The following is a 26,342-nucleotide window of genomic DNA, read 5'->3' on the forward strand; positions in this document are numbered from 1 at the left end:
GCCTGGACTAACGGTGGGTTGCGCTGCTGAAGTCGGCCTCATTGGGCAGGACATCCTCTCTCAGCATGACTTCCTCCTTAAGCCTTTCCAGCACGTGATGAAAGAGCTGGGTCTTGTCTGGCTCAGCCATCTTCTGCAATTTCACATTAAATAAAGTATGGGACTGAATTAGATCGTGGATAAATTCCAGCAGTACCTCACTTTGCGGAAGGGAGGTTAATTCCTGATGGATATAACCGGTTTGTTGCCGTAGCGGATTTTTTGTGACATCCATCGGTCGGGCGCTAATGCTATGGGCAAATATTTTCTCAATTGCCTGACTGGTAATATAGAGCCGGTTCAATGACAGGGTGGGGTTTTCTGCCTCCTGCGGAATGAAGTGACAATATACAAACGGTTTCTCAGGCAGCATCATGCTGAGCCTGTTTTCATGATGAATATCGTCAGGCGCCTCCAGTAACGCCATTAAATTCCGGCTGTGCGGATGCCAGAGTCCTGACGCAGTGACCTTGACGTTGAACTGCGTGACGGTATTCCCGCGCAGGGTTTCCATGACGGGAATATCGCCATCAAGCCGCAGAATGCTATGGATATGAGAGTGTGGCGACCAGAAGGTTTCCACCGTCTCCGATGAATTGAGTGGATTAAATGTGCTGGTTACTTCTTTTTCCTGATGAGAAAGGACGGCGAGTTTTAAGGTTCCCCGCGTCGGGTTAAGCTTCAGGCATAGATTGATCGCGCCGATATCATGCCAGTGAAGAATGTCTTCAATTTCGCAGTTTAATAATTTTTGCGCCCGGGGGAGAGAGCAATACTCCATTGGCGGTAAATTATTTAATTTCCAGATATTCCGTTCTGTTATATTCATAAGTTTTTTTGTTGCTAAAAAATAGCGGTTAGTATTGGGCGTAATCATCTAACAGCCACGTTTTATTGCCTGGACTCCCTGACCTGATTAATGAAACGCATTCACGTAGAGAATATTATATCGATAAGTTGATTATTCTTATTGTTACGTCAGATATTAACTTGACTGCGTTATCCTATCATTTATTTCGCTCGAGAAAAATAGTTTGCTTAGCGCCTGAATACAACACTTTTTTGTTATTTTTTATTAATGACTCCGACGAGGGAGAACACAGCATGAGGAAAACGCGGCTCTCGAGATAAATGCCATGACGACAGGGATAACGCAAACGGACGCTCTCGGCATCCGTTTGCGGCGGCCATGCTTATCGGCTGACAGAGGGATAGCGATCCCCCGGCTGCGCGATGGCATACCAGGCCATCATCTCCGCGGTTCCCGGCTGCCCTTCGGCTGGCGCCCAGTCCATGGTGTCGATTTCAGCAAGCGGCTGATAAGCGCCTTGTTTGACTTCAAATACCATTCCTCCTGCGTCAAGTGAGAGCACCGTATGCCAGGTGCCGGGCTCCATTTCCAGGGCCGTGCAGGTTTCACCCAGCACCACCCGGTTAGTAATCACGCCATGGTCATCAAAATTTAGCACCACAAAGCGGCCTTTCAGCGACAGCAAAAGTTCAAAAGTATGTCGGTGCCGGTGCGGGCGGATATAGGTGCCGGGTTCCATAGCGATAGCCAGGCGCTGCACCGGATCGCTCAGCTCAGGGTGAAAATTGCGATGGGCACGTAAGCGCGGGGAAGTGGCTGCCGCTTCGCTCTGCTGCTGCATATCGCTAAGGGTGATCTGTTTCATACCAACGCCTGGCTCCTTTGTTGTCCAGAGAGTGTTTCATCGACAGGGCGGCAGGTTGACGCCCAGGCCACGCGATATTGTACGCAGAAAGTGTGTTGCTGTCGGTTAATTGTCGAGGCTATCGAGTACAGGAGGACTTCTGCCAGGCAACCACACAATTCCTTCCTGCTTTTTTTGCCTGGTACAGGGCGTCGTCGGCGCGGTTAAGTAATTCAGTCTCTACCGTTTTAGGATCCTCCGTAGTGGCAAGGCCGATACTGATCGTGACGCTCTCGGGGAGTTTAACCCTGCTGCTGACGTCGCCTGGGGAGATAATAGCCTGGCGAATCCGCTCGGCGAGGAGTTGCGCCTGCTGTTGGCCAACGTCAGGCAGTAATAGTGCAAATTCCTCGCCGCCTGTTCTGGCCACAATATCATCTCTTCGAACCTGATCCTGAAGAACCCAGGCTACATACTGAATAACAAGATCTCCCTGAAAGTGGCCATATTTGTCATTTATGCGTTTGAAATGATCGATGTCGCATAACAAGATAGACAATGGTTTTTGCACAGAGACCCGTTGCATTTTTTTTGTCAGCGCAAGGTAAAAATAGCGACGGTTGTACAGCTGCGTCAGATAATCATGAATCGAGTTCTGATAGGCATTCTCATATTTATTGTTGGATAATTGATAAAGCTTAAACGCATTAAGGAAAATAATAATAATAAAGATCAGGGTGCCCAGCGTTTCGAAAAGCCTCGCTTTATACCATGTGTTTTCGCTAGCGACATCTGCGGTTGTTAAGAAAGAGAAGGTTAAGATATAAACGAAGCAGTAAAAATAGATTCCTGTCCAGAATATATTTCTGAAGCGGGTTAATGCAATCGTCGTGAAAAAGAGGAGCGTCCACATGTAAACCATTATATTACTGGCTAAGCGTATCGTTGGTTCATACAAGTGCATTGAGGAAAATCCAACAATCAGGACGATAGCTAAAGTAAGGCTTATGCAGGCAAAGGTAATAATAATGTGATTATGGGAGGCCAGCAGGCGATGAGAACGAAATCTGTATACTAATGCCGCGGTGATGATTTGGGTGAGTGTTAAGGCGTTGCGGTAAAAGTAATACCGCAGAAATTCATTGTATGAGATTGAGTCGTTGAGATTGCAATAAAACAGTTTGCTGTAATTTTGTAACGCAAGAATCATCATTATGGCAGAGCCAATAAAGGCACAGGCTACTGGTATGAGAAACAGACAGCGTTTATCACTTAAGTATTTTAAAGCGATAGTTATTGATATTAAAAAGTAAAATATCAGAATAATAAGGGTCATGCCGTAAAACAACAACGGCGCCGGGGTCGTTATCGTGTTAATGTAGGTTGTGGTAAAATTAATTAAGCAAAATAGCGCCAGTATAGATACTATAAAAAACAACGGTGTCCGGAGCGTTGATGAGGCTGAAGGCCTGTTCATTAGGTCATACCTGTCAGGGTAAGAAAACTATGTTGTTATGATCGTGAATATCAATATTGTGAATGACGGTGAGGAGTGAGCAGTATGCTTTTCGTGCGGTTGCTGCTGACGATATCATTACGTTTTACAACTCATCTTTTCCTGTGAGTCTTTCATTTTATTTGTAAAATGATCACTGGTGTTTTCCTCTTTTTAAAAAGAGGAATGGCGCAACGGGTTTTATATCTATAAATAAATCACTTTGTGCGTTAACAGGGAGGGGCATTGATGATCAGGTCGGTACTAGCTTGAGTGAACTATCTACCGGAGCTGCAGAAAAATCATCAAAAATCGCCGTGGATCCGACATAAAACAGGAGGATCATGGTGTCCCCTGCAGGAATCGAACCTGCAACTAGCCCTTAGGAGGGGCTCGTTATATCCATTTAACTAAGGGGACAAGGCGGCACGAGTATAGCGTTTTTCGCCCGCCTGAGTAAGTGCCATACCGTCTGACTGCTTAAACCCTCGCCATTCTGAGCGCTTTTTTTATGCCCGGTCGGCGTTTTTGGCTTTTCCGGCGGCCTGCGCGCGGGCTTCTGCTTTTCGCTTGTTGCTCATGTCGTTACGGATCTGCGCATGGCTCAACAGCGCGAAGATGAAGGTTCCGCCGCAGATATTTCCCGCCAGCGTCGGCAGGGCGAACGGCCAGATGAAGTCGCTCCAGGGAAGGCTTCCGTTAAATACCAGATAGAGGATCTCTACCGAGCCCACCACGATATGGGTGGTATCCGCCAGGGCGATAAGCCAGGTCATCAGAATGATCACCACGATCTTGGCGGCGCCGGCAAGGGGAAACATCCAGACCATGGTGGCGACCAGCCAGCCGGAAATAATCGCATTGGCGAACATCTCCGTCGGGCTGTTTTTCATCACATCTTCGGCGATGCTGACGAAGGCCTGGCGGGTCGGCTCATCAAAAACAGGCATATAATTGAAGGCCCATGCGGCCACCGCGGTGCCGATGAGATTGCCCGCCAGTACCACCGACCATAGCCGCATCAGCAAACCGACGTTTCCGGGGGTGGGATTGTGCATCACCGGCAGTACGGCGGTGACCGTGTTTTCCGTGAACAGCTGCTGGCGGGCCATAATCACGATAATAAAGCCGAAGGTATACCCGAGGTTCTCGAGTAAAAATCCGCCAGGGATCCCCTCCAGCTTGACGTGAAAAATCCCTTTCGCCTGCAGGGAGGCGCCCATCGACAGACCGGCTGCAATCGCCGACCACAGCAGGGCCAGCGCATCGCGCTCCATCTCTTTTTCCCCTTCCTGGCGAATATGTTCATGGATCGCCATCGCCCGAGAGGGAAGGCGATCTTCGTCAACTTCTATCTCTTCACCGCGCTGTTTTTCTTCACTTTCGACCTCGCGTTCGTCATCCGCAGGTTTTAATTTGTTATCGTCTGGTTCATCCATTTCACGGCCCTCGCTGACAAGTTATCTAGTTAAAGCGTAGCGGCTTTCCCTGGCGACTGGCTGGGGATACTCTTAAATCGCAAAAATGGTTACGCCAGATTTTTATCGCTCCGCTAGAATAGGAGCCCCGCGATCTCGTTATTCCCAGGCTATGATCAAATCAACAACTTGGGTGATATAGACATCGTTCAACGTGCTGTTACAATCGCTCACATCTTTACGGGCGGAAACGTTGTCTTTCCGTCATGGATGGCAACTCGCGATAGCCATAAAAACCAGGGAGACATCTATGAATTATCGCCTGTCGGCGCTTGCGCTTGGCGCCACATTGCTGGTGGGATGTGCCAGTTCCAGCTCTGGCGATCAGCCGCAGGGGCGCTCAGACCCGTTAGAAGGGTTTAACCGCACGATGTTCAATTTCAACTTTAACGTGGTTGATCCTTACGTGCTTCGTCCCGTCGCGGTGGCATGGCGTGACTATGTTCCGCAGCCGGCGCGCAATGGCTTAAGTAACTTCACCAGCAACCTGGAAGAGCCGGCGGTGATGGTGAACTCCTTCCTGCAGGGCGACCCCTATAAAGGGATGGTCCACTTTACCCGCTTCTTCCTGAACACCATCCTCGGGATGGGGGGGCTGATCGATGTCGCCGGGATGGCTAATCCGCAGCTGCAGCGCGTTGAACCGCATCGTTTCGGCAGCACGCTTGGCCACTATGGCGTCGGCTATGGTCCGTATGTGCAACTGCCATTCTACGGCAGCTTTACCCTGCGCGACGAAGGCGGCGATATGGCCGATGGCCTCTATCCGGTGCTCTCCTGGCTGACCTGGCCGATGTCGATCGGCAAATGGGCGGTGGAAGGCATTGAAACACGCGCTCAGCTGCTGGATTCCGACGGCCTGCTGCGCCAGTCTTCCGATCCTTACATTATGGTGCGTGAAGCTTACTTCCAGCGTCATGACTTTATCGCCAACGGCGGTAAGCTGACCCCGGCGGACAATCCGAACGCCCAGGCCATTCAGGATGAACTGAAAGATATCGATTCACAGTAATCGGCAAAGAAAAAAAAGGGTGAACATGATGTTCACCCTTTTTTGTTGTGTGCCGCTTATCAGAAGCGGTAGTTGAAGTTGGCGCCGTACAGCCAGGCGGTCCCTTCGGAACGGAAGGTATACGGGCCTTCCTTGATTTCAACATGCTGCCCGTGCATATAGGAAATTCCGACGTCAACCGACGCATCCTTGTTGAACGCGTAGGTGGTACCCGCGCTCAGCCACAGGCGATCCTGATCCGGAATGGAAATGGAGCGATTGTTGGCTGGTACCGGGCTGTCATCGAAGGCGATACCGGTGCGGAAGGTCCAGTTATCGTCATAATAATAGGTGGTCCCCAACGCAAGTCGGTAGGCGTCCTTAAAGCCTTCCTCTTTATAGAACAGCGTCTGGCCGTTGCTGCCGGTGGCTTTCAGCTCCTGGAACTGACTCCAGCTGGTGTAGGTCAGACTGTAGTGGACCGCCCACTGCGGCGCTACGCGGTTATAACCCGACAGCTCCCACATTTCCGGCAGGTTAAGGGTCAGTGAACCGTCGGTGGTTTGGCCATTAGTACCTGCTGGCAGACCGAAGTTGCCGAGGATCTGGTTATAGGCTGCCGGCAGGCTGCTGCGGTAGTTACCGTCGAAGTCGATCTTGACCTCGGAACGGTAGGTGAAACCGTAGCGGTTATTTTTATCCAGCTCGTAGAGGATACCGGCGTTCCAGCCAAAGCCCCAGGCGTTGCCATTAAGATGGGCGATCTGCGTGTCGGCCGGGATCTTCGCTACCTGGCCCGCCAGCGCCGGCGGCAGCGCGCCCGAGCCAGCGACAATCTGCCCCAGATCGCCAGCATAGCGCTCGATCTTCGCCTTAGCGTAGACCGCGTCAAAGCCTAAGCCGAAGCTCCAGTTGCTGTCGAGACGGTAGGCGCCGCTCAGGTTAAAGTTCGCGGTGGTCAGGTCGGTTTTCCCGCCCATGCTGCCGGCGGCATAGTCATCGTTGTATTCGGTTGCCAGGCCGTAGTTGGAGGTGATGGACGCCCCCCAACCAAACTGATCGTTAATCGGCGCGACAAAGTGGAAGTTAGGTACCCACGCCGTCGGGGCGATATTGTCTGCATTCAGGCTTTTGCCGGTGGGTGAAGTCCCGGAGACATTGACGCCCGGGTCGACAAAAACGGCGCCCGCCGACATGGTCGGACGGTCAAACATCATAATTAATGCCGGGTTACGACTGGCATTGCCTGCATCGTCTGCGATAGCCCCTTCACCGGAATAGGCCCGACCCAGCCCTGATGAAGAGAATTCGTTGAGCTGGAAGCCTGCTGACCAGGCCTGGGTGGAAACAAGTGCGACAGCCACTGCAAGGGCAGATTGGGTAAAGCGGGTTTTCTGGCTCATGCCCATAACCTCATTGAGTTATTTTTTTTTAAACTATGTTACATGCCGTAACAGAAGCGCGGAAGTGTAGGGTCTGCGGTACAACAGAGAAATCAGACCAGTGCGCTGAGTATAGGTCTGACCAGATGAGTTGTTGCAAGTTTGTTTATGAAGTTTTTCAATTGTGATAACAGAAACGCGATCCAGCTGGCAAAATTGTCGGGGGGAAGGAGAGAGAGAAAAGGTGATTTTTGTTTTAGATCATTTTTAAGTGTGATTTCTGTCACTTAACGCCGCGATGGCGATTATCGGCTGGAGGCAGACCAGGGAGCGGGCGTAAAATAGGCACATAAATTGTCTGGCACCGCAGGTGCATATCCAGAGGAAATCTACGATGAGTAAATGTAGCGCTGATGAAACCCCGGTTTGCTGCTGTATGGATGTTGGGACCATTGTCGACAACACCGACTGCACCGCCTCATACAGCCGCGTATTCGCCAACCGTGCGGAAGCAGAGCAAATGCTCGCCGCGCTGAGCGAAAAAGCCCGCAGTGTGGAATCTGAACCGTGCAAGATTAATCCCGTCTTCGCCGACGTTGACGGCGGCGTACAGCTGGATATCGATTTTGTGTTTAGCTGTGAGGCCGAATCCCTGATCTTCCAGTTGGGTCTGCGTTAATCCCTCCGCTTAACGCCCCGTGAAAGGGGCGTTATCTTTTCCGTTCAATGTGTTTTGGCTCGCAATTTTTCGCTTCCCCGATTGGCTTAATGTAAAAAATTAGTTAACAATGCTATCAGGTCAGACCACTTGTTTGTCTTGGTTAACAGGGGAGAGTTATGAGTCAGGCATTACCGCTTATCACCCGGCAGGGCGATCGCATTGCCATTGTCACAGGGTTACGCACGCCGTTTGCGCGTCAGGCGACGGCATTTCATGGCATTCCCGCCGTTGATTTAGGAAAAATGGTGGTTGGCGAAATGCTGGCGCGCAGCGACATTCCTGCGCAAGCCATTGAGCAACTGGTCTTTGGTCAGGTCGTGCAGATGCCGGAGGCGCCGAATATCGCCCGGGAAATTGTGCTCGGTACCGGAATGAGCGTGCACACCGACGCTTACAGCGTCAGTCGCGCCTGCGCCACCAGCTTCCAGGCCGTGGCGAATGTCGCCGAAAGCCTGATGGCCGGCACCATCCGCGCCGGTATCGCCGGCGGTGCCGACTCCTCCTCTGTGTTGCCTATCGGCGTCAGCAAAACGCTGGCCCGCGCGCTGGTAGATGCGAACAAAGCCCGCACGCTGAGCCAGAAACTGAAGCTGTTTTCCCGCCTGCGGCCGCGCGACCTGCTGCCGGTTCCCCCGGCGGTTGCTGAATATTCAACCGGCTTACGGATGGGCGATACCGCCGAGCAGATGGCGAAAAGCTGGGGGATCACCCGGGAACAACAGGATGCGCTGGCACATCGTTCACACCAGCTGGCAGCGAAAGCCTGGGAGGAGGGCAAGCTGTCCGCAGAGGTGATGACCGCCTATGCTTCTCCCTTCCGCGAACCGCTGGAGCAGGATAACAATATCCGTAAAAATTCAACCCTCGCGGATTACCAAAAGTTACGTCCGGCCTTCGACCGTAAACATGGCACCGTTACCGCCGCCAACAGCACGCCGCTCACGGATGGCGCGGCGGCGGTGATCCTGATGACCGAGTCGCGGGCCAAAGAGCTGGGTCTGACGCCGTTGGGTTATCTGCGCAGCTATGCCTTTACCGCCATCGATGTCTGGCAGAATATGCTGCTGGGGCCCGCATGGTCCACGCCGCTGGCGCTGGAGCGCGCTGGCCTGACGCTGGCGGATCTCACGCTTATCGATATGCACGAAGCTTTCGCCGCGCAGACGCTGGCCAATCTCCAGTGTCTGGCAAGCGACCGCTTTTCCCGCGAGGTGCTGGGCCGCGCGCAGGCCACCGGTGAGGTGGATGAGAGTAAATTTAACGTCCTCGGCGGCTCTATCGCCTACGGTCACCCCTTTGCCGCCACCGGCGCGCGGATGATCACCCAGACGCTGCATGAGCTGCGGCGACGGGGAGGGGGATTTGGTCTGGTGACGGCCTGCGCGGCAGGCGGTCTGGGCGCGGCGATGATTGTGGAGGCTGAATAATGGATACTGTTTCCGCTTTTAAGCTTGAGGTCCGTGCGGACAAAATCGCGGTGATCACCATTGATGCTCCGGGTGAAAAAATGAATACCCTGAAGGCCGAGTTCGGCAATCAGGTGCGGGGACTGATACGCCAGATACGCGACGATAAGTCGGTGCGCGGCGTGGTATTTATCTCCGCCAAAGCCGATAACTTTATCGCCGGCGCAGACATCAACATGATTGCCCGCTGCCGCAGCGCGCAGGAGGCGGAAGCGCTGGCGCGCCAGGGGCAGCAGATTATGGCCGAAATCCATGGCTTGTCGATTCCGGTCATTGCCGCCATCCATGGCGCCTGTCTGGGCGGCGGACTGGAGCTGGCGCTGGCCTGCCATGGCCGCATCTGTAGCGATGATGAAAAAACCCGACTCGGGTTGCCGGAGGTACAGCTTGGTCTGCTGCCGGGTTCCGGTGGGACGCAGCGTTTACCGCGGCTAATCGGCGTCAGCACGGCGCTGGATATGATGCTCACCGGCAGGCAATTACGGCCGCGCCAGGCGCTGAAGGCCGGTCTGGTGGACGAGGTGGTGCCGCAGACAATTTTACTGCAGGCGGCGGTGGAGCTGGCGCTGAAGGGACGTCCGACCAGCCGCGAGGTGCCGGTTCGCGAACGCGTGCTGGCGGGCCCCCTCGGTCGCCATCTGTTATTTCAGTACGCCGGCAAGCAAACGCAGCGCAAGACCCAGGGCAACTACCCGGCGGTGAAGCGAATTTTGCAGGTCGTCGAGAATGGTCTGGCCCACGGCTGCAGCAGCGGTTACGCCGAAGAGGCCCGCGCGTTTGGCGAACTGGCGATGACCCCGCAGTCGCAGGCGCTGCGATCGATCTTCTTTGCCAGTACCGATCTGAAAAAAGACCGTGGCGCTGAGGCGGAACCCGCTCCGCTGAGAAGCGTTGCAGTACTGGGCGGCGGCCTGATGGGCGGGGGGATCGCCTATGTGACCGCCTGTAAAGGCGGACTGCCGGTGCGAATTAAAGATATTCAGCCGAGCGGGATCAACCACGCCTTAAAGTACAGCTGGGATCTGCTGAACAAACAGGTTCGCCAGCGCCGACTGCGCCCCAGCGAGCGCGATCGTCAGCTGGCGCTGATCACCGGCACTACCGACTATCAGGGCTTTGCCCATCGCGACGTGGTGATTGAGGCGGTATTCGAAGACCTGGCGCTGAAACAGCGGATGGTCAGTGAAGTGGAGCAAAACGGCGGGCCGCAGACTATCTTTGCCTCGAATACGTCGTCGTTACCAATAGGCGATATAGCCGCCCATGCCAGCCACCCTGAGCGGGTGGTCGGCCTGCACTTTTTCAGTCCGGTGGAGAAAATGCCGCTGGTTGAGGTGATCCCGCATAAGGGAACCGATCCGCAGACCATTGCCACGGTGGTGCAACTGGCTAAACGTCAGGGAAAAACGCCGATCGTCGTGGCGGACAAAGCGGGCTTCTATGTGAACCGCATTCTCGCGCCGTATATAAATGAAGCGATGCGTCTGCTGGTGGAGGGAGAACCGGTTGAGGTGATTGATAAGGCCCTGGTGAAATTCGGTTTTCCGGTGGGACCGGTTCAACTGCTGGATGAGGTGGGTATCGATACCGGCACCAAAATTATTCCCGTACTGGAGAATGCCTTTGGAGAACGTTTTAGCCCGCCTGCAAACATCATTGACGCGATTTTGAAGGACGATCGCAAAGGTAGAAAAAATAATCGTGGTTTCTATCTTTATGAGATAAAAGGGCGTAAAAGCAAAAAACGGCCCGACCCGGCAGTCTATCCGCTGCTGGGCATCGACCGCCCGCAGTCGCGGTTGTCCGCGCAGCAGGTGGCTGAGCGCTGTGTGATGCTGATGCTTAACGAGGCGGCGCGCTGCTTTGATGAGCAGATCATCCGTAGCGCGCGCGATGGTGATATCGGCGCCGTATTTGGTATAGGGTTTCCGCCATTTCTTGGCGGCCCGTTCCGGTATATGGATACTATCGGCGCGGGTGAAGTTGCCGCGATCCTGCAGCGCCTGGCCGCCCAGTACGGCCCACGTTTTACACCCTGTGACACTTTGTTACGCATGGCCGAACAGGGGACCACCTTTTGGCCAGCGGATGAACGGCTGACCTAAGTTGTGGTCAAAGAAGGTAAATCCGGCTGCGGATGACGCTGTTGATTGGCTGTTTTGTAAACAATCATTGACTATACTTACGCCATTGAGGTAAAAAACAGCGTTTCATTCGTTGAATGGATCAGGCACAATGCCCGGCCACCGGGTTGCCTGCGTATTGTCTTCGCAGGCTAAACTTCGGTGCTTCTGGTTAACAAAAGCGGTGCAATATGCAAGTTTTTATTATGCGTCACGGCGACGCTGCCCTCGATGCAGCCAGCGACTCGGTTCGTCCATTAACCGTATGCGGTTGTGATGAGTCTCGTCAGATGGCAACCTGGCTGAAAGGTCAAAAAGTGGATATTGAGCGCGTTCTTGTCAGTCCCTATCTGCGTGCGGAACAGACGCTGGATATTGTTGGGGAGTGCATGAACCTGCCGAAACATGTCGACGTGATGCCGGAACTCACGCCGTGCGGCGATGTAGGTATGGTGAGCGCCTATCTGCAGGCGCTGGCAAATGAAGGCGTGGCGACGGCGCTGGTCGTCTCCCACCTGCCGCTGGTGGGGTACCTCGTCTCAGAGCTGTGCCCGGGGGAAACGCCCCCGATGTTCACCACCTCGGCTATCGCCTGCGTCAATCTGGACGCCGACGGCAAGGGTGAATACCTCTGGCAGAAAAGCCCCTGCAACCTCAAAATGGCCAACGCCATCTGATGGCCCCCGGAGCACGCCGTCAAGGCAGCTCCGGTGGTTGCCACTCCTCGACCTCAATCAGAATCAGCAGTGCGGCGTCACCGCCGTACTCTTTTGGCGCCTGATGAAAAGCCATGATGTGTGGATGCTGCGCCAGCCACAGCGGGGTTTGCTGTTTGAGAATGTGCTTGCCGTGCCCGTGCATCACGCAGGCGCAAAACACATGCTCGCGGCGGCAGGCGGCAATCAGCGCGCCCAGTTCCTGTTTGGCCTGCTGCTGGGTGAGCCCATGCAAATCGAGAAACAGTTCCGGCGAATAATCCCCACGGCGCAGCTTTTTCAGCTCAAAATGGCTGACGTCGGCGCGGACATATTTCGTCGAGCCTTCGGTATTCAGTAGCGGCTGAAACTCATCGGAAAAATAGTGGCTGTTGTCGGCCTGTTCCTGCAACAGACGCTTAGGGGCAACCTCGGTGATTTTCTTGCGCTGCGGGCGGTGCACGATGGTGTCCTGTTTGATCTTCCGCGTGCCGGTCATCAGCTGACGGAACAGCGCCTGATCCTCCTCGCTAAGCGATGTCTTCTTTTTCATTGTCCGCTCTCATTAATACTTTGCGCTAGTTTACCCGACTCAATATCCCTTCGGGCAAGGAAAACCTGTTTTTTCCCCCGCCACCCTACGCAAGAATGCTGATTTATCGCCGTCTTCATGGCACACTAGCCGCCGAATTTATAGCAGAGTGTGCCCTGGAGGATGTCGTGGATAAAATTTTTGTTGATGAGGCAGTCAATGAGCTGCATACCATTCAGGACATGCTGCGCTGGGCGGTAAGCCGTTTCAGCGCTGCTAATATCTGGTACGGTCACGGGACTGACAACCCGTGGGACGAGGCGGTACAGCTGGTGCTGCCTTCACTGTATCTGCCGCTGGATATCCCGGAAGATATGCGCACTGCGCGCCTGACCTCCAGCGAGAAACACCGCATTGTAGAGCGGGTGATTCGCCGCGTGAACGAGCGTATTCCCGTCGCCTATCTGACCAACAAAGCGTGGTTCTGCGGCCATGAGTTTTTCGTTGATGAGCGGGTGCTGGTGCCGCGCTCCCCGATCGGCGAACTGATCAATAACCAGTTTGCCGGTCTAATTAACCATAAGCCGCAGCATATCCTTGATATGTGCACCGGCAGCGGCTGCATCGCCATCGCCTGCGCCTATGCCTTCCCGGAAGCCGAAGTCGACGCCGTGGATATCTCCCCGGACGCGCTGGCCGTCGCCGAGCACAACGTGGAATCCCATGGCCTGATCCATCACGTGACCCCGATCCGTTCCGACCTGTTTCGCGATCTGCCGAAGCTACAGTACGATCTGATCGTCACTAATCCGCCGTATGTCGATGAAGAGGACATGGCCGACCTGCCGGAAGAGTATGAGCATGAGCCGGTTCTGGGTCTGGCCTCCGGAAGCGATGGCCTGAAGCTGACGCGCCGCATCCTCGGCAATGCGCCGGATTATCTCAGCGACGACGGCATTCTGATTTGTGAAGTCGGTAACAGCATGGTACATCTGATGGAGCAGTATCCGGACGTGCCGTTTACCTGGCTTGAGTTTGATAACGGCGGCGACGGCGTCTTTATGCTGACCAAACAGCAGCTGATTGACGCTCGCGCGCACTTCGGTATTTATAAAGACTAAAAAAAACAACACGCCAACATAACGACAAATAATGGAGCCGTGATGGCAGGAAATACAATTGGACAACTCTTTCGCGTCACCACCTTCGGCGAGTCGCACGGCCTGGCGCTTGGCTGCATCGTTGATGGTGTGCCGCCGGGCATTCCGCTGACCGAAGCCGATCTGCAGCACGACCTCGATCGTCGTCGCCCGGGCACCTCGCGTTACACCACGCAGCGTCGCGAGCCGGATCAGGTCAAAATCCTCTCCGGCGTCTTCGAAGGCGTCACCACCGGGACCAGTATCGGGCTGCTGATTGAGAACACCGATCAGCGTTCGCAGGATTACGGCGCGATCAAAGATCTGTTCCGTCCTGGCCATGCGGATTACACCTACGAACAAAAGTATGGTCTACGCGACTATCGTGGCGGCGGTCGCTCCTCCGCCCGCGAAACCGCGATGCGCGTGGCGGCCGGGGCGATTGCCAAAAAATTCCTCGCCGCGAAGTTCGGCATCGTCATTCGCGGTTGCCTGACGCAGATGGGCGACATTCCGCTGGCCATTAAGGACTGGGAACAGGTTGAACAGAATCCCTTCTTCTGCCCGGATCCGGAGAAAATCGACGCTCTCGATGAACTGATGCGCGGTCTGAAAAAAGAGGGCGACTCCATTGGCGCCAAAGTTACCGTCGTCGCCGACGGCGTACCGCCGGGCCTTGGCGAGCCGGTCTTTGACCGCCTTGACGCCGATATCGCCCATGCGCTGATGAGCATCAACGCCGTGAAAGGCGTGGAGATTGGCGACGGCTTCGAGGTGGTGAAGCTGCGCGGCAGCGAAAACCGCGATGAGATCACCAAAGCCGGATTCCAGAGCAACCACGCCGGCGGCATTCTTGGCGGCATCAGCAGCGGTCAGCAGATCGTTGCCAACATCGCGCTGAAGCCGACCTCCAGTATTACCGTTCCCGGTCATACCATTAACCGCTTTGGCGAAGAGGTGGAGATGATCACCAAAGGGCGTCACGATCCGTGCGTCGGCATTCGCGCCGTACCGATCGCTGAGGCCATGCTGGCGATCGTTTTAATGGATCATTTTATGCGTCAGCGCGCGCAGAATGGCGACGTGACGACGACAATTCCACGCTGGTAACCATGAAAAACACCGTTATCGCCCTGTTGGCGCTGCTGGCCAGCGCCGGCAGCCTGGCCGCCACGCCATGGCAGAAGATATCCCAGCCAATCGGCGGCAGCGCGCAGTCGATTGGCGCGTTCTCCAATGGCTGTATCGTTGGCGCCGAGGCGCTGCCGCTGAACGCTGTCGGCTATCAGGTGATGCGTACCGATCAGCGGCGCTACTTCGGTCATCCGGATCTGATTCAGTTTATTCAGCGCCTGAGCAATCAGGTGCACAATAAAGGCATGGGGACCGTGCTAATTGGCGACATGGGGATGCCGGCAGGCGGCCGTTTTAACGGCGGCCACGCCAGCCATCAGACGGGCCTCGATGTCGATATCTTCCTCCAGCTGCCGCAGACGCGCTGGACATCGTCCCAGCTGCTGAAGCCGCAGGCCCTGGATCTGGTCGCCAGCGATGGCAAACGCGTGGTACCGTCGCTGTGGAGTCCGCAAATCAGCCAGCTGATCAAGCTGGCGGCGGAAGATAGCGAGGTGACCCGCATCTTCGTCAACCCGGCGATTAAACAGCAGCTGTGCCTGGACGCGGGAAGCGACCGCCAGTGGCTGCGCAAAGTTCGTCCCTGGTTCCAGCATCGCGCCCATATGCACGTCCGTCTGCGCTGCCCGGCAGGCAGCCTGGAGTGCGAAGATCAGGCGCCACCGCCGGCCGGCGATGGCTGCGGAGCGGAGCTGCAGAGCTGGTTCGAGCCACCTAAACCCGGGTCTACCCCACCTGTGAAGAAGACGCCGCCGCCGTTGCCGCCTTCCTGCCAGGCGCTACTGGATGAGCATGTGCTGTAATGGATAGTTTTATCGAGTTGTTTTCCGTATCGCCGCTGGTGCTGGTGGTGCTTTTTTTTGTCGCCATCCTGGCCGGTTTTATTGATTCACTGGCCGGGGGCGGGGGCTTACTGACCGTGCCGGCGCTTATGGCGGCAGGCATGCCGCCGGCCCAGGCGCTGGCGACCAATAAGCTGCAGGCCTGCGGCGGATCGCTGTCGGCGACCCTCTACTTTGTCCGGCGCAAGGTGGTTAATCTCGCCGATCAGAAGCTGAATATTCTGATGACCTTTATCGGTTCAACCGCCGGCGCGCTGCTGGTCCAGCACGTGCAGTCCGATATTCTTAAGCAGATCCTGCCGTTGCTGGTGATCGGCATCGGTCTCTATTTTCTGCTGATGCCGAAACTGGGCGAAGCGGACCGGCAGCGTCGGCTCTACGGTCTGCCGTTTGCGCTGGTCGCTGGCGGCAGCGTCGGGTTTTACGACGGTTTTTTCGGCCCCGGCGCCGGTTCGTTTTATGCGCTGGCGTTTGTCACCCTCGCCGGGTTTAACCTGGCGAAGTCGACGGCCCACGCCAAACTGCTCAACGCCACCTCGAACGTCGGCGGCCTGCTGCTGTTTATTATCGGCGGGAAGGTTATCTGGGCCACCGGCTTTGTGATGATGGCCGGACAATTTATTGGCGCCCGCGCCGGCTCCCGGCTGGTGCTGAGTAAAGGGCAATCGCTGATCCGACCGATGATCGTTATCGTCTCGGCGGTGATGAGCGCGAAGCTTCTCTACGACAGCCACGGGGCGGAGATTTTGCAGTGGTTGGGAATTCATTAATGCAACAGCAACACCATTATCAGCAGCTGATCGATCTCTTCGATAGCTGCTTTGCCGCAGATTTTAATACTCGCCTGGTGAAAGGCGACGATGAGCCGATCTACCTTCCGGCAGACGATGGCACGCCATATCACCGTATCGTCTTCGCGCACGGTTTTTTTGCCAGCGCCCTGCACGAGATCTCCCACTGGTGTATCGCCGGCAAAGCCCGCCGCGAGCTGGTGGATTTCGGCTACTGGTACTGCCCGGACGGTCGCGATGCAATGACCCAAAGCCAGTTTGAGGACGTCGAGGTGAAACCGCAGGCCCTGGAGTGGCTGTTCTGCGTGGCGGCGGGATTTCCGTTTAACGTCAGCTGTGACAATCTGGAAGGTGACGTCGAACCCGATCGCATCGCCTTTCAGCGCCGGGTACATGCCCAGGTGATGACTCTGCTTGAACAAGGGATCCCCGAACGTCCGGCGCGGCTTATTCGCGCACTACAACACTATTATCAAACGCCGCCATTGACGGCAGAACACTTTCCGTGGCCGGAAGACCTGCACTAAGGCCACACATTACATGACAAGAGGTAAGACGATGATCGCGGAGTTTGAATCACGCATTCTGGCGCTGATTGACAACATGGTAGACCACGCCAGTGATGATGAACTGTTTGCCGGCGGTTATCTGCGCGGCCACCTGACGCTGGCGGTGGCAGAGCTGGAAGGTGAGGGCGAGCATTCAGCTGAAGCGGTACACAGCAAAGTCAGCCATAGCCTGGAGAAAGCCATCGGCGCTGGCGAGCTGTCGCCGCCGGACCAAATTCTGGTGCAGGGCATGTGGGAAAACCTGTATCTGCAGGCAAAAAATCAGGCCTGAGCCATGTTGTAGCCCGGGTCAGGCGTCAGCCGTACCCGGGAAATTGCCTGCCCTCATGGTTTTATTTCACCGCTTTTCCCTTCAGCAGTTTTCTCACCCATAGCCGATTCGGATTCAGCGCCGCCAGGGTGTCGCTATCCAGCGGCAGTGGTTCAGCGCTCATCTGCGCCGCCAGTATCTCAGCGCTTAACGGCGCGGTGCAAATGCCTCGCGATCCGAGGGCGCCAAGCATAAACAGGTTATGAAAGACCGGCGCGCTACCGGCGCTATCCTGCCGTTCGTGGAGGTCGGCGTATTGCGTCAATGTCGCCGCATAGTCCGGGACGTTGCCGACCATCGGCAGATGATCGCGGGTGGCGCAGCGCACGCCGCAGCGGGCGTCACTGGCGCTGATATCCACGTCCTGCGGCCACTCCGCGCCCGGGAAGCAGTCGATCAGCCGTTGCCGGTTGTGCTGCTGATCTTCTTCGCTGAAGGTGGTGTCGGTTTTGCCGCGATGGTAGCTGGCGCCAATACAATGCTGCTGGTTTTGCGGATTCTGCGGCGTCAGGTAGCCATCGTAGCACAGCACCTGGCGCAAGGCGGAAAGCCGCGGGGTGGTGGGTATATGGCTGACCTGGCCACCCACGGGATAGACGGGCAACGGCGCGGTTTGCGCAAAATCCGCGATGCGGTGGCCGTTGGCCAGCACGACCGCCTGATGATAGCGCTGGTGGTTGAGCAGCCAGCCATCGCCTTCTGCACTCAGCGTCTCGACCTGATAACCATAATGCACGTGCAGACCGCGAGTTGCCGCCAGCGCCAGCAGCTCGGCGGTGAGCTGCTGTGGACACAGCCAACCGCCGGCCGGATAGGTTATGCCGCCGCAGCCGGTCTCGACGCCGGTCAGCTCCGCGGCCTGATCCGCCGTCACCGCGCAGGCGATATCAGGGGGCAACTCCAGGGCCAGCATCTGGGCGATTTTGTGCGCGCTTTTTTCATCCCAGCCAAGCTGGGTGACCCCGCACCATTGATGATCGAACAGCACCGGCAGCGCGTCGTAGGTGCGGCGGGCGAAGGTAAAGGCGGCCGGGAAAAAGCGCGCCAGCGCCGGATCGTGCTGGCTTAACAGCGGGTAGAGCGCGCCCTGGCGATTACCGGAGGCGCCCTGCGCCGGGGCGTCGTCCGCGCAGTAGAGGGTCACCTGCCAGCCGCGACGCAGCAGCGCCAGGGAGAGCAGGGCGCTGGCGATACCGCCGCCGACGATGGCCGCTTCGCGGGCCTCGCTGCCTCGGCGGGCGAACCAGGGCGCGCGCGCCGGAAAGGCCAGCGTTTGCGCCATCTCGCCGGTCAGCATCTCCCGTTTGCGGCCGAAGCCCTTGGTTTTACGCAGGGTAAATCCGGCTTCCTGCAGGCCGCGGCGGACAAAACCGGCGGAGGTAAAAGTGGCCAGCGTTCCGCCGGGACGCGCCAGGCGCGCCATGGCATTGAACAGATCCTGGGTCCACATGTCGGGATTTTTCGCCGGGGCAAAGCCGTCGAGAAACCAGGCGTCCACCTGCTGATTCAGCGAATCATCCAGCTCTCTGGTCAGCTCGTTGATATCGCCAAACCACAGATCGAGCGTCACCCGTCCGCCGTCGAGCAGCAGACGATGGCACCCGGCGAAGGCCGAAGGCCATTGCGCCTGCAGCTGTTCTGCCCATGGGGCCAGCTCTGGCCAGCGCTGGTGCGCCAGGCGGAGATCTTCCGCCTTCAGCGGATATTTCTCAAAACTGATGAAATGTAACCTTTGCAGGGTAACGTCCGGGTTATCGCGAACAAAAACGTCAAACGCCTGCCAGAGGGTGAGGAAATTGAGCCCGGTGCCGAAGCCGCTCTCCGCGACGATCAACAGCGGGCGAGGGTGGCTGGAGAAGCGCTCCGGCAGGCGATTTCCGCCGAGAAAGACGTAGCGCGTCTCTTCCAGACCGTTGTCATTGGAAAAGTAAACATCGTCGAAATCTCGGGAAACAGGTGTACCCTCAGCATTGAATTCCAGGTTGGCGGGTTGTATAGCGTTTTGTTTCACGTAAGTTACTCGAATCACAAGGCGTAGCGCGATCTTAGCGATGTGTGCCTGAGGGCGCAAATTTATACACAAAATGTCTGATCGGACTTGTTCGGCGTACAAGTGTACGCTATTGTGCGACACGAAACTTAAAATAGTGCGACTTACAGAGGTATTTAATGAAACGTGCAGTGATTACTGGCTTGGGCATCGTTTCCAGCATCGGTAATAACCAGCAGGAAGTCCTGGCATCTCTGCGTGAAGGACGTTCAGGGATCACTTTCTCTCAGGAGCTTAAAGATTCAGGGATGCGCAGCCACGTATGGGGCAACGTTAAACTGGATACCACTGGCCTCATTGACCGCAAAGTAGTGCGCTTCATGAGCGACGCCTCCATCTATGCTTACCTGTCCATGGAACAGGCCGTTGCCGACGCAGGTCTGGCGCCGGAAGCATACCAGAATAACCCGCGTGTCGGCCTGATCGCAGGCTCCGGCGGCGGCTCCCCGAAATTCCAGGTCTTCGGCGCTGATGCCATGCGTAGCCCGCGTGGTCTGAAAGCCGTGGGTCCGTATGTGGTCACCAAAGCGATGGCTTCCGGCGTTTCCGCCTGCCTCGCCACGCCGTTTAAAATCCACGGCGTTAACTACTCCATCAGCTCCGCCTGCGCCACTTCCGCACACTGCATCGGTAATGCGGTAGAGCAGATTCAGCTGGGCAAACAGGATATCGTCTTTGCCGGCGGCGGCGAAGAACTGTGCTGGGAAATGGCCTGCGAGTTCGACGCCATGGGCGCGCTGTCCACCAAATACAACGACACTCCAGAAAAAGCCTCCCGCACCTATGACGCCAACCGTGACGGCTTCGTTATCGCCGGCGGCGGCGGTATGGTCGTGGTGGAAGAGCTGGAACATGCTCTGGCGCGCGGCGCGCACATCTATGCCGAAATCGTCGGCTATGGCGCAACCTCCGATGGCGCAGACATGGTAGCTCCATCGGGTGAAGGCGCAGTGCGCTGTATGCAGATGGCGATGCACGGCGTGGATACCCCGATCGACTACCTGAACTCTCACGGCACCTCCACGCCGGTCGGCGACGTGAAAGAGCTGGGCGCGATCCGCGAAGTGTTCGGCGATAACAGCCCGGCTATCTCGGCGACCAAAGCGATGACCGGCCACTCGCTGGGCGCGGCGGGCGTACAGGAAGCTATCTACTCCCTGCTGATGCTGGAGCACGGCTTTATCGCGCCGAGCATCAACGTCGAAGAGCTGGACGAGCAGGCAGCCGGCCTGAACATCGTCACCAAACCGACTGACGCTAAGCTGACCACCGTGATGTCCAACAGCTTCGGCTTCGGCGGCACCAACGCCACGCTGGTGATGCGTAAATACAACGCCTAATCAGCACGCGATGCACTGAGGGGAGCCACCGGCTCCCCTTTTTTGTCATCTTGACAGGGTAAGGTCCCGCAGGCACACTGCTGGCGAATCCATTAGTCTCTCCACTAATGCGTAAGCGTTTAACGTCAACCAACGCGCCTTAACCCTGATAGTCAGGTGGAGGGGGCGTGTCGCTTTGCTCGCCTTACTCTGCGAATCTGGAGTAATGCATGTCCGCAGTCACTGAAACAACATCTCATTCTTCCGCGAATTTTTCGCTTTTTCGCATTACATTCGCCGTCTTTTTGACCTATATGACCGTCGGTTTGCCGCTGCCGGTGATCCCGCTATTTGTCCATCAGGAGCTGGGATTTGGTAACACTGTGGTCGGCGTGGCGGTGGGGATCCAGTTCCTCGCCACCGTTCTGACCCGCGGCTACGCCGGGCGTCTGGCAGACCAGTACGGCGCCAAACGTTCCGTCCTGCAGGGGATGCTGGCCTGCGCCCTGGCCGGTGCGGCCTGGCTGGCCGCTGCGCTGCTGCCGCTGCCGGTGTTCGCGAAGCTGGGCCTGTTGCTGCTGGGCCGCCTGATTCTCGGGTTTGGCGAAAGCCAGCTGCTGACCGGCAACCTGAGCTGGGGGATGGGACTGGTGGGTCCGGCCCGCTCCGGCAAAGTGATGTCATGGAACGGTATGGCGATGTACGGTTCGCTGGCGGTGGGCGCCCCGCTGGGATTGTTAATATATAGCCATTTTGGCGTGGCGGTCCTCGCCTGCGTCACCATGGCACTGCCGCTCGTCGCCTGGCTCATCAACGGGACGGTGCGCAAAGTGGCGGCGCACGGAGGCGAGCGGCCTTCACTGTGGAGCGTCATCGGCATGATCTGGCGGCCGGGGATTGGTCTGGGCCTGCAGGGCGTCGGCTTTGCGGTGATCGGCACCTTCGTCTCCCTCTATTTTGCCAGCCATCACTGGCCGATGGCCGGCTTTACCCTGACGGCGTTTGGCGGCGCTTTTGTGCTGATGCGGGTGCTGTTCGGCTGGATGCCGGATCGGTTTGGCGGCGTTAAAGTGGCGATGGTCTCGCTGCTGATAGAGGCGGTCGGTCTGACGCTGCTGGGGCTGGCGTCGGGCGTCTGGGTAGCGCTGGCCGGCGCGGCGCTGACCGGATGCGGCTGTTCGCTTATTTTCCCGTCGCTTGGCGTGGAGGTGGTGAAGCGCGTCCCGGCGCAGGTGCGCGGCACTGCGCTCGGCGGCTATGCGGCCTTTCAGGATATCTCTTATGGCCTGACCGGGCCGCTGACCGGTCTACTGGCCACTTCGCTGGGCTACTCGTCGGTATTTCTTGCCGGCGCCCTCTGCGCGGCGCTGGGGATCCTCGTCACCCTCATCTCATTTCGCCGCTAGGTTGTTGTCCGGCCTGAAACCGCTGTAGTCAACACCGTGGCGTTCGGCATGAAAGGGAGCCGTGAACGCCACCTGTGCCTGCTGGGCTACAGCAGGAGCCACAGCACCAGGAGCAGGACAACCGCGCCCAGCGCCAGCTGCCAGGGCTTAGCGGCCCATGTCCGCCTGGTCACGGGCTCCTCCTGCGGGATCGCCAGCGTCTCCTGGGCGCGGGCTACCCGCAGCACAAACACCTTGTTCAACAGCGCCAGGATCTGCGCCGGGCTCAGCGTGGTCTGCGGCGTAACCTGCCAGTTGCGACGGGCAAAGTCGACAATCTTCTGCCACTCTGCGGCCTCAAGCGGCTGCTTGAGCGCTCCCTGCAGCGAGGTCAGCGTCGGCGCGGTTTGCGCGCTGAGGGTCTGCCGCGCCTGTAGCCAGTAGGAAAGCGGCGTGAAGTGCGTCGCCGGGATCAGCTCCCCGGACTTGACGCCGCAAAGTTCCAGCATGGACTGCCAAATCAGCTTGCTTGGTTCGCCAGTGGCGGCCGCCAGCTTCGTCACCAGCTGATTGAGCGTGTTGTGCTCGGCTGGCAACAGCGGGCGGAGGGTCGGCGGGCGCTGCTGCGGCTGCGGGATAGACAGCTGACCACGCTGCAGCAGATGCAGAATGTGCTCCAGTTGCGTCTGGCTGAGGGCATGCAGCGCCGTTTGCCCATAATGCTGACGAATATAATCGCTCACCGCCTGACGGTTATTGCCCTGGCCGAGCAGATCGCTGAGCTGCGCCAGGGTCTGGCGATGATGATGATTGTCCTGCGCGGCGGCTAAGCGCTGGTTGAGACTGGCCTCTGCGGCGCTGAAATGGCGGGCCAGCAGGGGCGTGTCGCCTTTTAGTCCGAGATCATGTTTGACGCAGGCCCACACTTCCGCATTCTGCTGCGAGGTCAGCGCCACCAGGCGCGTGATCAATCGCTCCAGGACGGTGCGTTGCTGCATGGAAAGCGAAGGTTCGCCGGTGGCGGCAGTGCCTGATGGGCCTCGCCCAGGAGGACGGTCTGGCATATCTGCAAGGGGGTGCGTCATGATTCATCCTTTCGATATCGCGGTACTGGAACCAGGTGATGAGTATGCCTGGCGGCCAGATTATGGCACACTTCCCCGGTTAACTCTCGTTCTCAGACAGGTACTGAACTGTGAAAATCCTCGTTGATGAAAATATGCCCTATGCCCGTGAGCTTTTTAGCCGTTTAGGCGACGTGCAGGCGATCCCGGGCCGCCCGGTTCCGGCCGATGCCCTGACCGATGCGGATGCCTTAATGGTGCGCTCGGTCACCCGGGTCAATGAAGCATTGCTTGCCGGCAAGGCCATCAGGTTCGTCGGCACCGCGACCGCAGGCACCGATCATGTCGATCAGGCGTGGCTGCAGCAGGCGGGGATTGGTTTCTCCGCGGCGCCCGGCTGCAACGCCATCGCGGTGGTGGAGTATGTCTTTTCAGCGCTGCTGATGCTGGCTGAACGTGACGGCTTCGCGCTGCGCGATCGCACCGTCGGGATCGTCGGCGTCGGTAACGTCGGCGGGCGGCTGCAAAAGCGCCTGGAGGCGTTGGGTATCAAAACCCTGCTTTGCGATCCCCCGCGTGCCGACCGCGGCGACGAAGGCGACTTCCGCTCCCTCGACGATCTGGTCCAGCAAGCTGATGTCATCACCTTCCATACCCCGCTGTATAAAGAAGGGCAATATAAAACCCTGCATCTGGCGGATGAGGCGCTGATTAGCCGCCTGAAGCCCGGAACGATTTTGATCAACGCCTGCCGCGGGCCGGTGGTGGATAACGCTGCGTTGCTGAAACGACTGGAAGCCGGTCAGTCCCTAAGCGTGGTGCTGGACGTTTGGGAGCCGGAGCCGGATCTCAACGTAGAGCTTCTTAAGCGAGTGGATATCGGCACGGCGCATATCGCCGGCTATACCCTTGAAGGGAAGGCGCGCGGGACGACGCAGGTGTTCGAAGCCTATAGCGCCTTTATCGGCCATCCGCAGCAGGTGGCGCTGGATACCCTGTTGCCGGCCCCGGAGTTTGGCCGCATCACCCTGCATGGCCCGCTCGATCAGCCGACGCTGAAAAGACTGGTTCATTTGGTGTATGATGTGCGCCGCGATGATGCGCCGCTGCGGAAGGTGGCGGGCGTCGCCGGTGAATTCGACAAGCTGCGTAAAAATTATCAGGAACGTCGCGAATGGTCTTCGCTGTACGTGCAGTGCAGCGATGAGCAGGCGGCGGCCCTGTTGCGCCAGCTCGGTTTTAACGCCGTGCATCATCCTGTTCGTTAATGTCTTCTTAATGCCCCTGCCGGATACTCCGGCAGGGCCGCTTTATTTCTGGAGTAAACCACCATGTCTGAAGGCTGGAATATTGCCGTACTGGGCGCAACGGGCGCCGTAGGCGAAGCCCTGCTCGAAACTCTTGCTGAACGCCAGTTCCCGGTGGGGGAGATTTTTGCTCTGGCGCGCAATGAAAGCGCGGGCGAACATCTGCGTTTTGGTGGCAAGTCGGTGATCGTCAAGGACGCCGCCGAGTTTGACTGGACCCAGGCCCAGCTGGCTTTCTTTGCCGCAGGCGCAGAAGCCAGTGCGGCGTATGTCGAAGATGCGACAAACGCCGGGTGTCTGGTTATCGATCTCAGCGGCCTGTTTGCGCTGGAGCCGGACGTACCGCTGGTGGTGCCGGACGTGAACCCGTTTGTGTTAGGCGATTACCGCAACCGCAATCTGATTGCGGTGCCCAACAGTCTGACCAGCCAGCTGCTGACGGCGCTCAAGCCGCTTATCGATCAGGGTGGACTGTCGCGCATTAGCGTCACTAACCTGCTCTCCGCCTCAGGGCAGGGGAAAAAAGCGGTGGATGCGCTGGCAGGGCAGAGCGCCAAGCTGTTGAACGGCATCCCCATCGATGAAGACGATTTCTTTGGCCGCCAGCTGGCGTTCAACATGCTGCCGCTGCTGCCGGATCGTGAAGGTAGCGTGCGCGAAGAGCGCCGTATCGTCGATGAAGCGCGCAAAATTCTGCAGGATGACGGGCTGATGATCTCCGCCAGCGTCGTCCAGTCGCCGGTCTTCTACGGCCATGCGCAGATGGTGAACTTTGAAGCGATGCGTCCGCTGGCGGCGGAAGAGGCGCGTGACGCCTTTACCCGCGGCGAGGAGATCGAACTGTCTGAAGAGGGCGAATTCCCCACTCAGGTTGGCGACGCCTCCGGTAACGCCCGTCTCTCCATCGGCTGCGTGCATAATGACTACGGCATGCCGGAGCAGGTCCAGTTCTGGTCGGTGGCGGATAACGTCCGCTTCGGCGGCGCGCTGATGGCGGTGAAGATCGCCGAGAAGCTGATTGAGGAGTACCTGTACTGATGTCTGAGATGGAGCAACAGCCGGTCTGTAAAATCGCGCTGGGCATCGAGTACGACGGTAGCAAATATTACGGCTGGCAGCGGCAAAACGAAGTGCGCAGCGTGCAGGAGAAGCTGGAAAAGGCGCTCTCGCAGGTGGCGAACGAACCGATTACCGTCTTTTGCGCCGGCCGCACCGACGCCGGTGTCCATGGCACCGGCCAGGTGGTGCATTTCGAAACCCGGGCGCAGCGTAAAGATGCCGCCTGGACGCTGGGGGTAAATGCGAATTTACCTGGTGACATCGCGGTGCGTTGGGTCAAACATGTACCGGCGGATTTTCATGCCCGGTTCAGCGCCACGGCGCGCCGCTATCGTTACGTCATCTATAATCATCGCCTGCGTCCGGCGGTATTGAGTCATGGCGTCACGCATTTTCACCAGTCGCTCGACGCCGCGCGCATGCAGCGCGCCGCGCAGTGTCTGCTGGGGGAGAATGACTTTACCTCGTTTCGCGCAGTGCAGTGCCAGTCGCGAACCCCGTGGCGCAACGTGATGCACATTAACGTTACCCGCTACGGCGCTTATGTGGTGGTGGATATCAAAGCGAATGCCTTTGTACATCATATGGTCAGGAATATTGTGGGCAGCCTGATGGAAATCGGGGCCGGAAACCAGCCGGAGAGCTGGATGGCAGAACTGCTGGCAGCAAAAGACAGGACGCTCGCTGCGGCAACGGCAAAAGCGGAAGGGTTGTATCTGGTGTCGGTGGATTACCCGGCCCATTATGATTTACCGGTGCTGCCAATGGGCCCGCTGTTTCTGGCGGACTAATAGGG

24 protein-coding genes and 1 tRNA gene are annotated in these 26,342 nt (G+C 57.4%); 16 read left to right on the plus strand and 9 right to left on the minus strand.

Going from position 1 to position 26,342, the window contains the following annotated elements:
- Nucleotides 1–7: 7 nt before the first annotated feature.
- The 5 genes from ACLH1I_RS00830 to ACLH1I_RS00850 form a co-directional block, all read right to left on the minus strand.
- On the minus strand, nucleotides 8–868 hold the full coding sequence (locus ACLH1I_RS00830) for a hypothetical protein (protein ID WP_065802946.1): 861 nt from the start codon (nucleotides 866–868) through the stop codon (nucleotides 8–10).
- Between the two features lie 364 nt (nucleotides 869–1,232).
- On the minus strand, nucleotides 1,233–1,715 hold the full coding sequence (locus ACLH1I_RS00835; protein ID WP_043520206.1) for a WbuC family cupin fold metalloprotein: 483 nt from the start codon (nucleotides 1,713–1,715) through the stop codon (nucleotides 1,233–1,235).
- Between the two features lie 118 nt (nucleotides 1,716–1,833).
- Nucleotides 1,834–3,171, minus strand: a complete 1,338-nt coding sequence (locus ACLH1I_RS00840; RefSeq protein ID WP_151628833.1) for a sensor domain-containing diguanylate cyclase — start codon at nucleotides 3,169–3,171, stop codon at nucleotides 1,834–1,836.
- Nucleotides 3,172–3,534: 363 nt separating this feature from the next.
- Nucleotides 3,535–3,609: transfer RNA gene (locus ACLH1I_RS00845), tRNA-Arg, on the minus strand.
- 89 nt (nucleotides 3,610–3,698) lie between these two features.
- Nucleotides 3,699–4,628, minus strand: a complete 930-nt coding sequence (locus tag ACLH1I_RS00850) for a formate/nitrite transporter family protein (protein ID WP_151628831.1) — start codon at nucleotides 4,626–4,628, stop codon at nucleotides 3,699–3,701.
- Nucleotides 4,629–4,917: 289 nt separating this feature from the next.
- Here ACLH1I_RS00850 and mlaA point away from each other — a divergent pair, with 289 nt between their 5' ends.
- On the plus strand, nucleotides 4,918–5,679 hold the full coding sequence (gene mlaA, locus ACLH1I_RS00855) for a phospholipid-binding lipoprotein MlaA (protein ID WP_004201799.1): 762 nt from the start codon (nucleotides 4,918–4,920) through the stop codon (nucleotides 5,677–5,679).
- A gap of 59 nt (nucleotides 5,680–5,738) precedes the next feature.
- Here mlaA and fadL read toward each other — a convergent pair whose 3' ends face one another.
- Nucleotides 5,739–7,061, minus strand: a complete 1,323-nt coding sequence (fadL, locus tag ACLH1I_RS00860; RefSeq protein WP_023318794.1) for a long-chain fatty acid transporter FadL — start codon at nucleotides 7,059–7,061, stop codon at nucleotides 5,739–5,741.
- 373 nt (nucleotides 7,062–7,434) lie between these two features.
- Here fadL and ACLH1I_RS00865 point away from each other — a divergent pair, with 373 nt between their 5' ends.
- The 4 genes from ACLH1I_RS00865 (at nucleotide 7,435) to sixA (ending at nucleotide 12,027) form a co-directional block, all read left to right on the plus strand.
- Entirely contained in the window at nucleotides 7,435–7,719 is a 285-nt protein-coding gene (locus ACLH1I_RS00865) for a YfcZ/YiiS family protein (RefSeq protein WP_004201797.1), read from the plus strand.
- Nucleotides 7,720–7,877: 158 nt separating this feature from the next.
- The gene (gene fadI / locus ACLH1I_RS00870) at nucleotides 7,878–9,188 is read left to right on the plus strand and encodes an acetyl-CoA C-acyltransferase FadI (RefSeq protein WP_151628829.1); all 1,311 of its coding nucleotides are present in this window, start codon (nucleotides 7,878–7,880) and stop codon (nucleotides 9,186–9,188) included.
- Nucleotides 9,188–11,332, plus strand: a complete 2,145-nt coding sequence (gene fadJ, locus ACLH1I_RS00875; RefSeq protein ID WP_411302668.1) for a fatty acid oxidation complex subunit alpha FadJ — start codon at nucleotides 9,188–9,190, stop codon at nucleotides 11,330–11,332. Before fadI ends, fadJ begins: the two co-directional genes overlap by 1 nt.
- A 209-nt stretch (nucleotides 11,333–11,541) precedes the next feature.
- Nucleotides 11,542–12,027, plus strand: a complete 486-nt coding sequence (gene sixA, locus ACLH1I_RS00880; RefSeq protein ID WP_004201794.1) for a phosphohistidine phosphatase SixA — start codon at nucleotides 11,542–11,544, stop codon at nucleotides 12,025–12,027.
- 19 nt (nucleotides 12,028–12,046) lie between these two features.
- Here the strand turns inward: sixA and smrB are convergent, their stop codons facing one another.
- Nucleotides 12,047–12,598, minus strand: a complete 552-nt coding sequence (gene smrB, locus ACLH1I_RS00885) for an endonuclease SmrB (RefSeq protein WP_004201792.1) — start codon at nucleotides 12,596–12,598, stop codon at nucleotides 12,047–12,049.
- A 167-nt stretch (nucleotides 12,599–12,765) separates the two neighbouring features.
- Between smrB and prmB the strand changes: the two genes are divergently transcribed.
- From prmB to ACLH1I_RS00915, 6 genes are read left to right on the plus strand one after another with little or no spacing between them, the layout of a single operon-like run.
- Nucleotides 12,766–13,698, plus strand: coding sequence for a 50S ribosomal protein L3 N(5)-glutamine methyltransferase (gene prmB, locus ACLH1I_RS00890; protein ID WP_004201790.1), 933 nt, complete (start codon nucleotides 12,766–12,768; stop codon nucleotides 13,696–13,698).
- A gap of 42 nt (nucleotides 13,699–13,740) precedes the next feature.
- A complete protein-coding gene (aroC, locus tag ACLH1I_RS00895) occupies nucleotides 13,741–14,826 on the plus strand; it encodes a chorismate synthase (RefSeq protein ID WP_017899506.1) in 1,086 nt (361 codons plus the stop codon).
- Nucleotides 14,827–14,828: 2 nt separating this feature from the next.
- Entirely contained in the window at nucleotides 14,829–15,653 is an 825-nt protein-coding gene (mepA, locus tag ACLH1I_RS00900) for a penicillin-insensitive murein endopeptidase (RefSeq protein ID WP_004201788.1), read from the plus strand.
- Nucleotides 15,653–16,462, plus strand: coding sequence for a sulfite exporter TauE/SafE family protein (locus tag ACLH1I_RS00905; RefSeq protein ID WP_004201787.1), 810 nt, complete (start codon nucleotides 15,653–15,655; stop codon nucleotides 16,460–16,462). The genes mepA and ACLH1I_RS00905 overlap by 1 nt, the downstream gene beginning before the upstream one ends.
- Nucleotides 16,462–17,010 carry an elongation factor P hydroxylase gene (locus tag ACLH1I_RS00910; protein WP_017899508.1) on the plus strand — a complete coding sequence of 183 codons (549 nt, stop codon included), beginning with the start codon at nucleotides 16,462–16,464 and terminating at the stop codon, nucleotides 17,008–17,010. Before ACLH1I_RS00905 ends, ACLH1I_RS00910 begins: the two co-directional genes overlap by 1 nt.
- 31 nt (nucleotides 17,011–17,041) lie before the next feature.
- Nucleotides 17,042–17,323 (plus strand): YfcL family protein, encoded by a 282-nt coding sequence (locus ACLH1I_RS00915; RefSeq protein WP_004201785.1) that lies wholly within the window; start codon nucleotides 17,042–17,044, stop codon nucleotides 17,321–17,323.
- Between the two features lie 61 nt (nucleotides 17,324–17,384).
- Here ACLH1I_RS00915 and mnmC read toward each other — a convergent pair whose 3' ends face one another.
- Nucleotides 17,385–19,373, minus strand: coding sequence for a bifunctional tRNA (5-methylaminomethyl-2-thiouridine)(34)-methyltransferase MnmD/FAD-dependent 5-carboxymethylaminomethyl-2-thiouridine(34) oxidoreductase MnmC (gene mnmC, locus ACLH1I_RS00920; protein ID WP_043520211.1), 1,989 nt, complete (start codon nucleotides 19,371–19,373; stop codon nucleotides 17,385–17,387).
- A 158-nt stretch (nucleotides 19,374–19,531) separates the two neighbouring features.
- On the opposite strand from mnmC, the gene fabB reads away from it, so the two are divergent.
- A complete protein-coding gene (fabB, locus tag ACLH1I_RS00925) occupies nucleotides 19,532–20,752 on the plus strand; it encodes a beta-ketoacyl-ACP synthase I (RefSeq protein ID WP_002913291.1) in 1,221 nt (406 codons plus the stop codon).
- Between the two features lie 209 nt (nucleotides 20,753–20,961).
- A complete protein-coding gene (locus ACLH1I_RS00930) occupies nucleotides 20,962–22,137 on the plus strand; it encodes an MFS transporter (RefSeq protein ID WP_023318791.1) in 1,176 nt (391 codons plus the stop codon).
- 86 nt (nucleotides 22,138–22,223) lie between these two features.
- On the opposite strand, the gene flk is transcribed toward ACLH1I_RS00930, so the two are convergent.
- The gene (gene flk / locus ACLH1I_RS00935; protein ID WP_017899511.1) at nucleotides 22,224–23,201 is read right to left on the minus strand and encodes a flagella biosynthesis regulator Flk; all 978 of its coding nucleotides are present in this window, start codon (nucleotides 23,199–23,201) and stop codon (nucleotides 22,224–22,226) included.
- A gap of 110 nt (nucleotides 23,202–23,311) precedes the next feature.
- Here flk and pdxB point away from each other — a divergent pair, with 110 nt between their 5' ends.
- From pdxB to truA, 3 genes are all read left to right on the plus strand, one after another.
- The gene (pdxB, locus tag ACLH1I_RS00940; RefSeq protein ID WP_004201779.1) at nucleotides 23,312–24,448 is read left to right on the plus strand and encodes a 4-phosphoerythronate dehydrogenase PdxB; all 1,137 of its coding nucleotides are present in this window, start codon (nucleotides 23,312–23,314) and stop codon (nucleotides 24,446–24,448) included.
- Nucleotides 24,449–24,511: 63 nt separating this feature from the next.
- Complete coding sequence (locus tag ACLH1I_RS00945) at nucleotides 24,512–25,525, plus strand: aspartate-semialdehyde dehydrogenase (protein ID WP_004201776.1); 1,014 nt, start codon at nucleotides 24,512–24,514, stop codon at nucleotides 25,523–25,525.
- A complete protein-coding gene (gene truA, locus ACLH1I_RS00950; RefSeq protein WP_198079922.1) occupies nucleotides 25,525–26,337 on the plus strand; it encodes a tRNA pseudouridine(38-40) synthase TruA in 813 nt (270 codons plus the stop codon). Before ACLH1I_RS00945 ends, truA begins: the two co-directional genes overlap by 1 nt.
- The last annotated feature ends 5 nt before the right edge of the window (nucleotides 26,338–26,342 follow it).

The sequence above is a fragment of the Klebsiella sp. 1SOBk10mer genome, from assembly GCF_046602535.1.
Classification (GTDB): domain Bacteria; phylum Pseudomonadota; class Gammaproteobacteria; order Enterobacterales; family Enterobacteriaceae; genus Klebsiella; species Klebsiella quasipneumoniae.

Bases quoted from the DNA above. Each gene is read 5' to 3' on its own strand.
- ACLH1I_RS00830 (WP_065802946.1), bottom strand. From the start codon at position 868: ATGAATATAACAGAACGGAATATCTGGAAATTAAATAATTTACCGCCA.
- ACLH1I_RS00835 (WP_043520206.1), bottom strand. From the start codon at position 1,715: ATGAAACAGATCACCCTTAGCGATATGCAGCAGCAGAGCGAAGCGGCA.
- ACLH1I_RS00840 (WP_151628833.1), bottom strand. From the start codon at position 3,171: ATGAACAGGCCTTCAGCCTCATCAACGCTCCGGACACCGTTGTTTTTT.
- ACLH1I_RS00850 (WP_151628831.1), bottom strand. From the start codon at position 4,628: ATGGATGAACCAGACGATAACAAATTAAAACCTGCGGATGACGAACGC.
- mlaA (WP_004201799.1), top strand. From the start codon at position 4,918: ATGAATTATCGCCTGTCGGCGCTTGCGCTTGGCGCCACATTGCTGGTG.
- fadL (WP_023318794.1), bottom strand. From the start codon at position 7,061: ATGAGCCAGAAAACCCGCTTTACCCAATCTGCCCTTGCAGTGGCTGTC.
- ACLH1I_RS00865 (WP_004201797.1), top strand. From the start codon at position 7,435: ATGAGTAAATGTAGCGCTGATGAAACCCCGGTTTGCTGCTGTATGGAT.
- fadI (WP_151628829.1), top strand. From the start codon at position 7,878: ATGAGTCAGGCATTACCGCTTATCACCCGGCAGGGCGATCGCATTGCC.
- fadJ (WP_411302668.1), top strand. From the start codon at position 9,188: ATGGATACTGTTTCCGCTTTTAAGCTTGAGGTCCGTGCGGACAAAATC.
- sixA (WP_004201794.1), top strand. From the start codon at position 11,542: ATGCAAGTTTTTATTATGCGTCACGGCGACGCTGCCCTCGATGCAGCC.
- smrB (WP_004201792.1), bottom strand. From the start codon at position 12,598: ATGAAAAAGAAGACATCGCTTAGCGAGGAGGATCAGGCGCTGTTCCGT.
- aroC (WP_017899506.1), top strand. From the start codon at position 13,741: ATGGCAGGAAATACAATTGGACAACTCTTTCGCGTCACCACCTTCGGC.
- mepA (WP_004201788.1), top strand. From the start codon at position 14,829: ATGAAAAACACCGTTATCGCCCTGTTGGCGCTGCTGGCCAGCGCCGGC.
- ACLH1I_RS00905 (WP_004201787.1), top strand. From the start codon at position 15,653: ATGGATAGTTTTATCGAGTTGTTTTCCGTATCGCCGCTGGTGCTGGTG.
- ACLH1I_RS00910 (WP_017899508.1), top strand. From the start codon at position 16,462: ATGCAACAGCAACACCATTATCAGCAGCTGATCGATCTCTTCGATAGC.
- ACLH1I_RS00915 (WP_004201785.1), top strand. From the start codon at position 17,042: ATGATCGCGGAGTTTGAATCACGCATTCTGGCGCTGATTGACAACATG.
- fabB (WP_002913291.1), top strand. From the start codon at position 19,532: ATGAAACGTGCAGTGATTACTGGCTTGGGCATCGTTTCCAGCATCGGT.
- ACLH1I_RS00930 (WP_023318791.1), top strand. From the start codon at position 20,962: ATGTCCGCAGTCACTGAAACAACATCTCATTCTTCCGCGAATTTTTCG.
- flk (WP_017899511.1), bottom strand. From the start codon at position 23,201: ATGACGCACCCCCTTGCAGATATGCCAGACCGTCCTCCTGGGCGAGGC.
- ACLH1I_RS00945 (WP_004201776.1), top strand. From the start codon at position 24,512: ATGTCTGAAGGCTGGAATATTGCCGTACTGGGCGCAACGGGCGCCGTA.
- truA (WP_198079922.1), top strand. From the start codon at position 25,525: ATGTCTGAGATGGAGCAACAGCCGGTCTGTAAAATCGCGCTGGGCATC.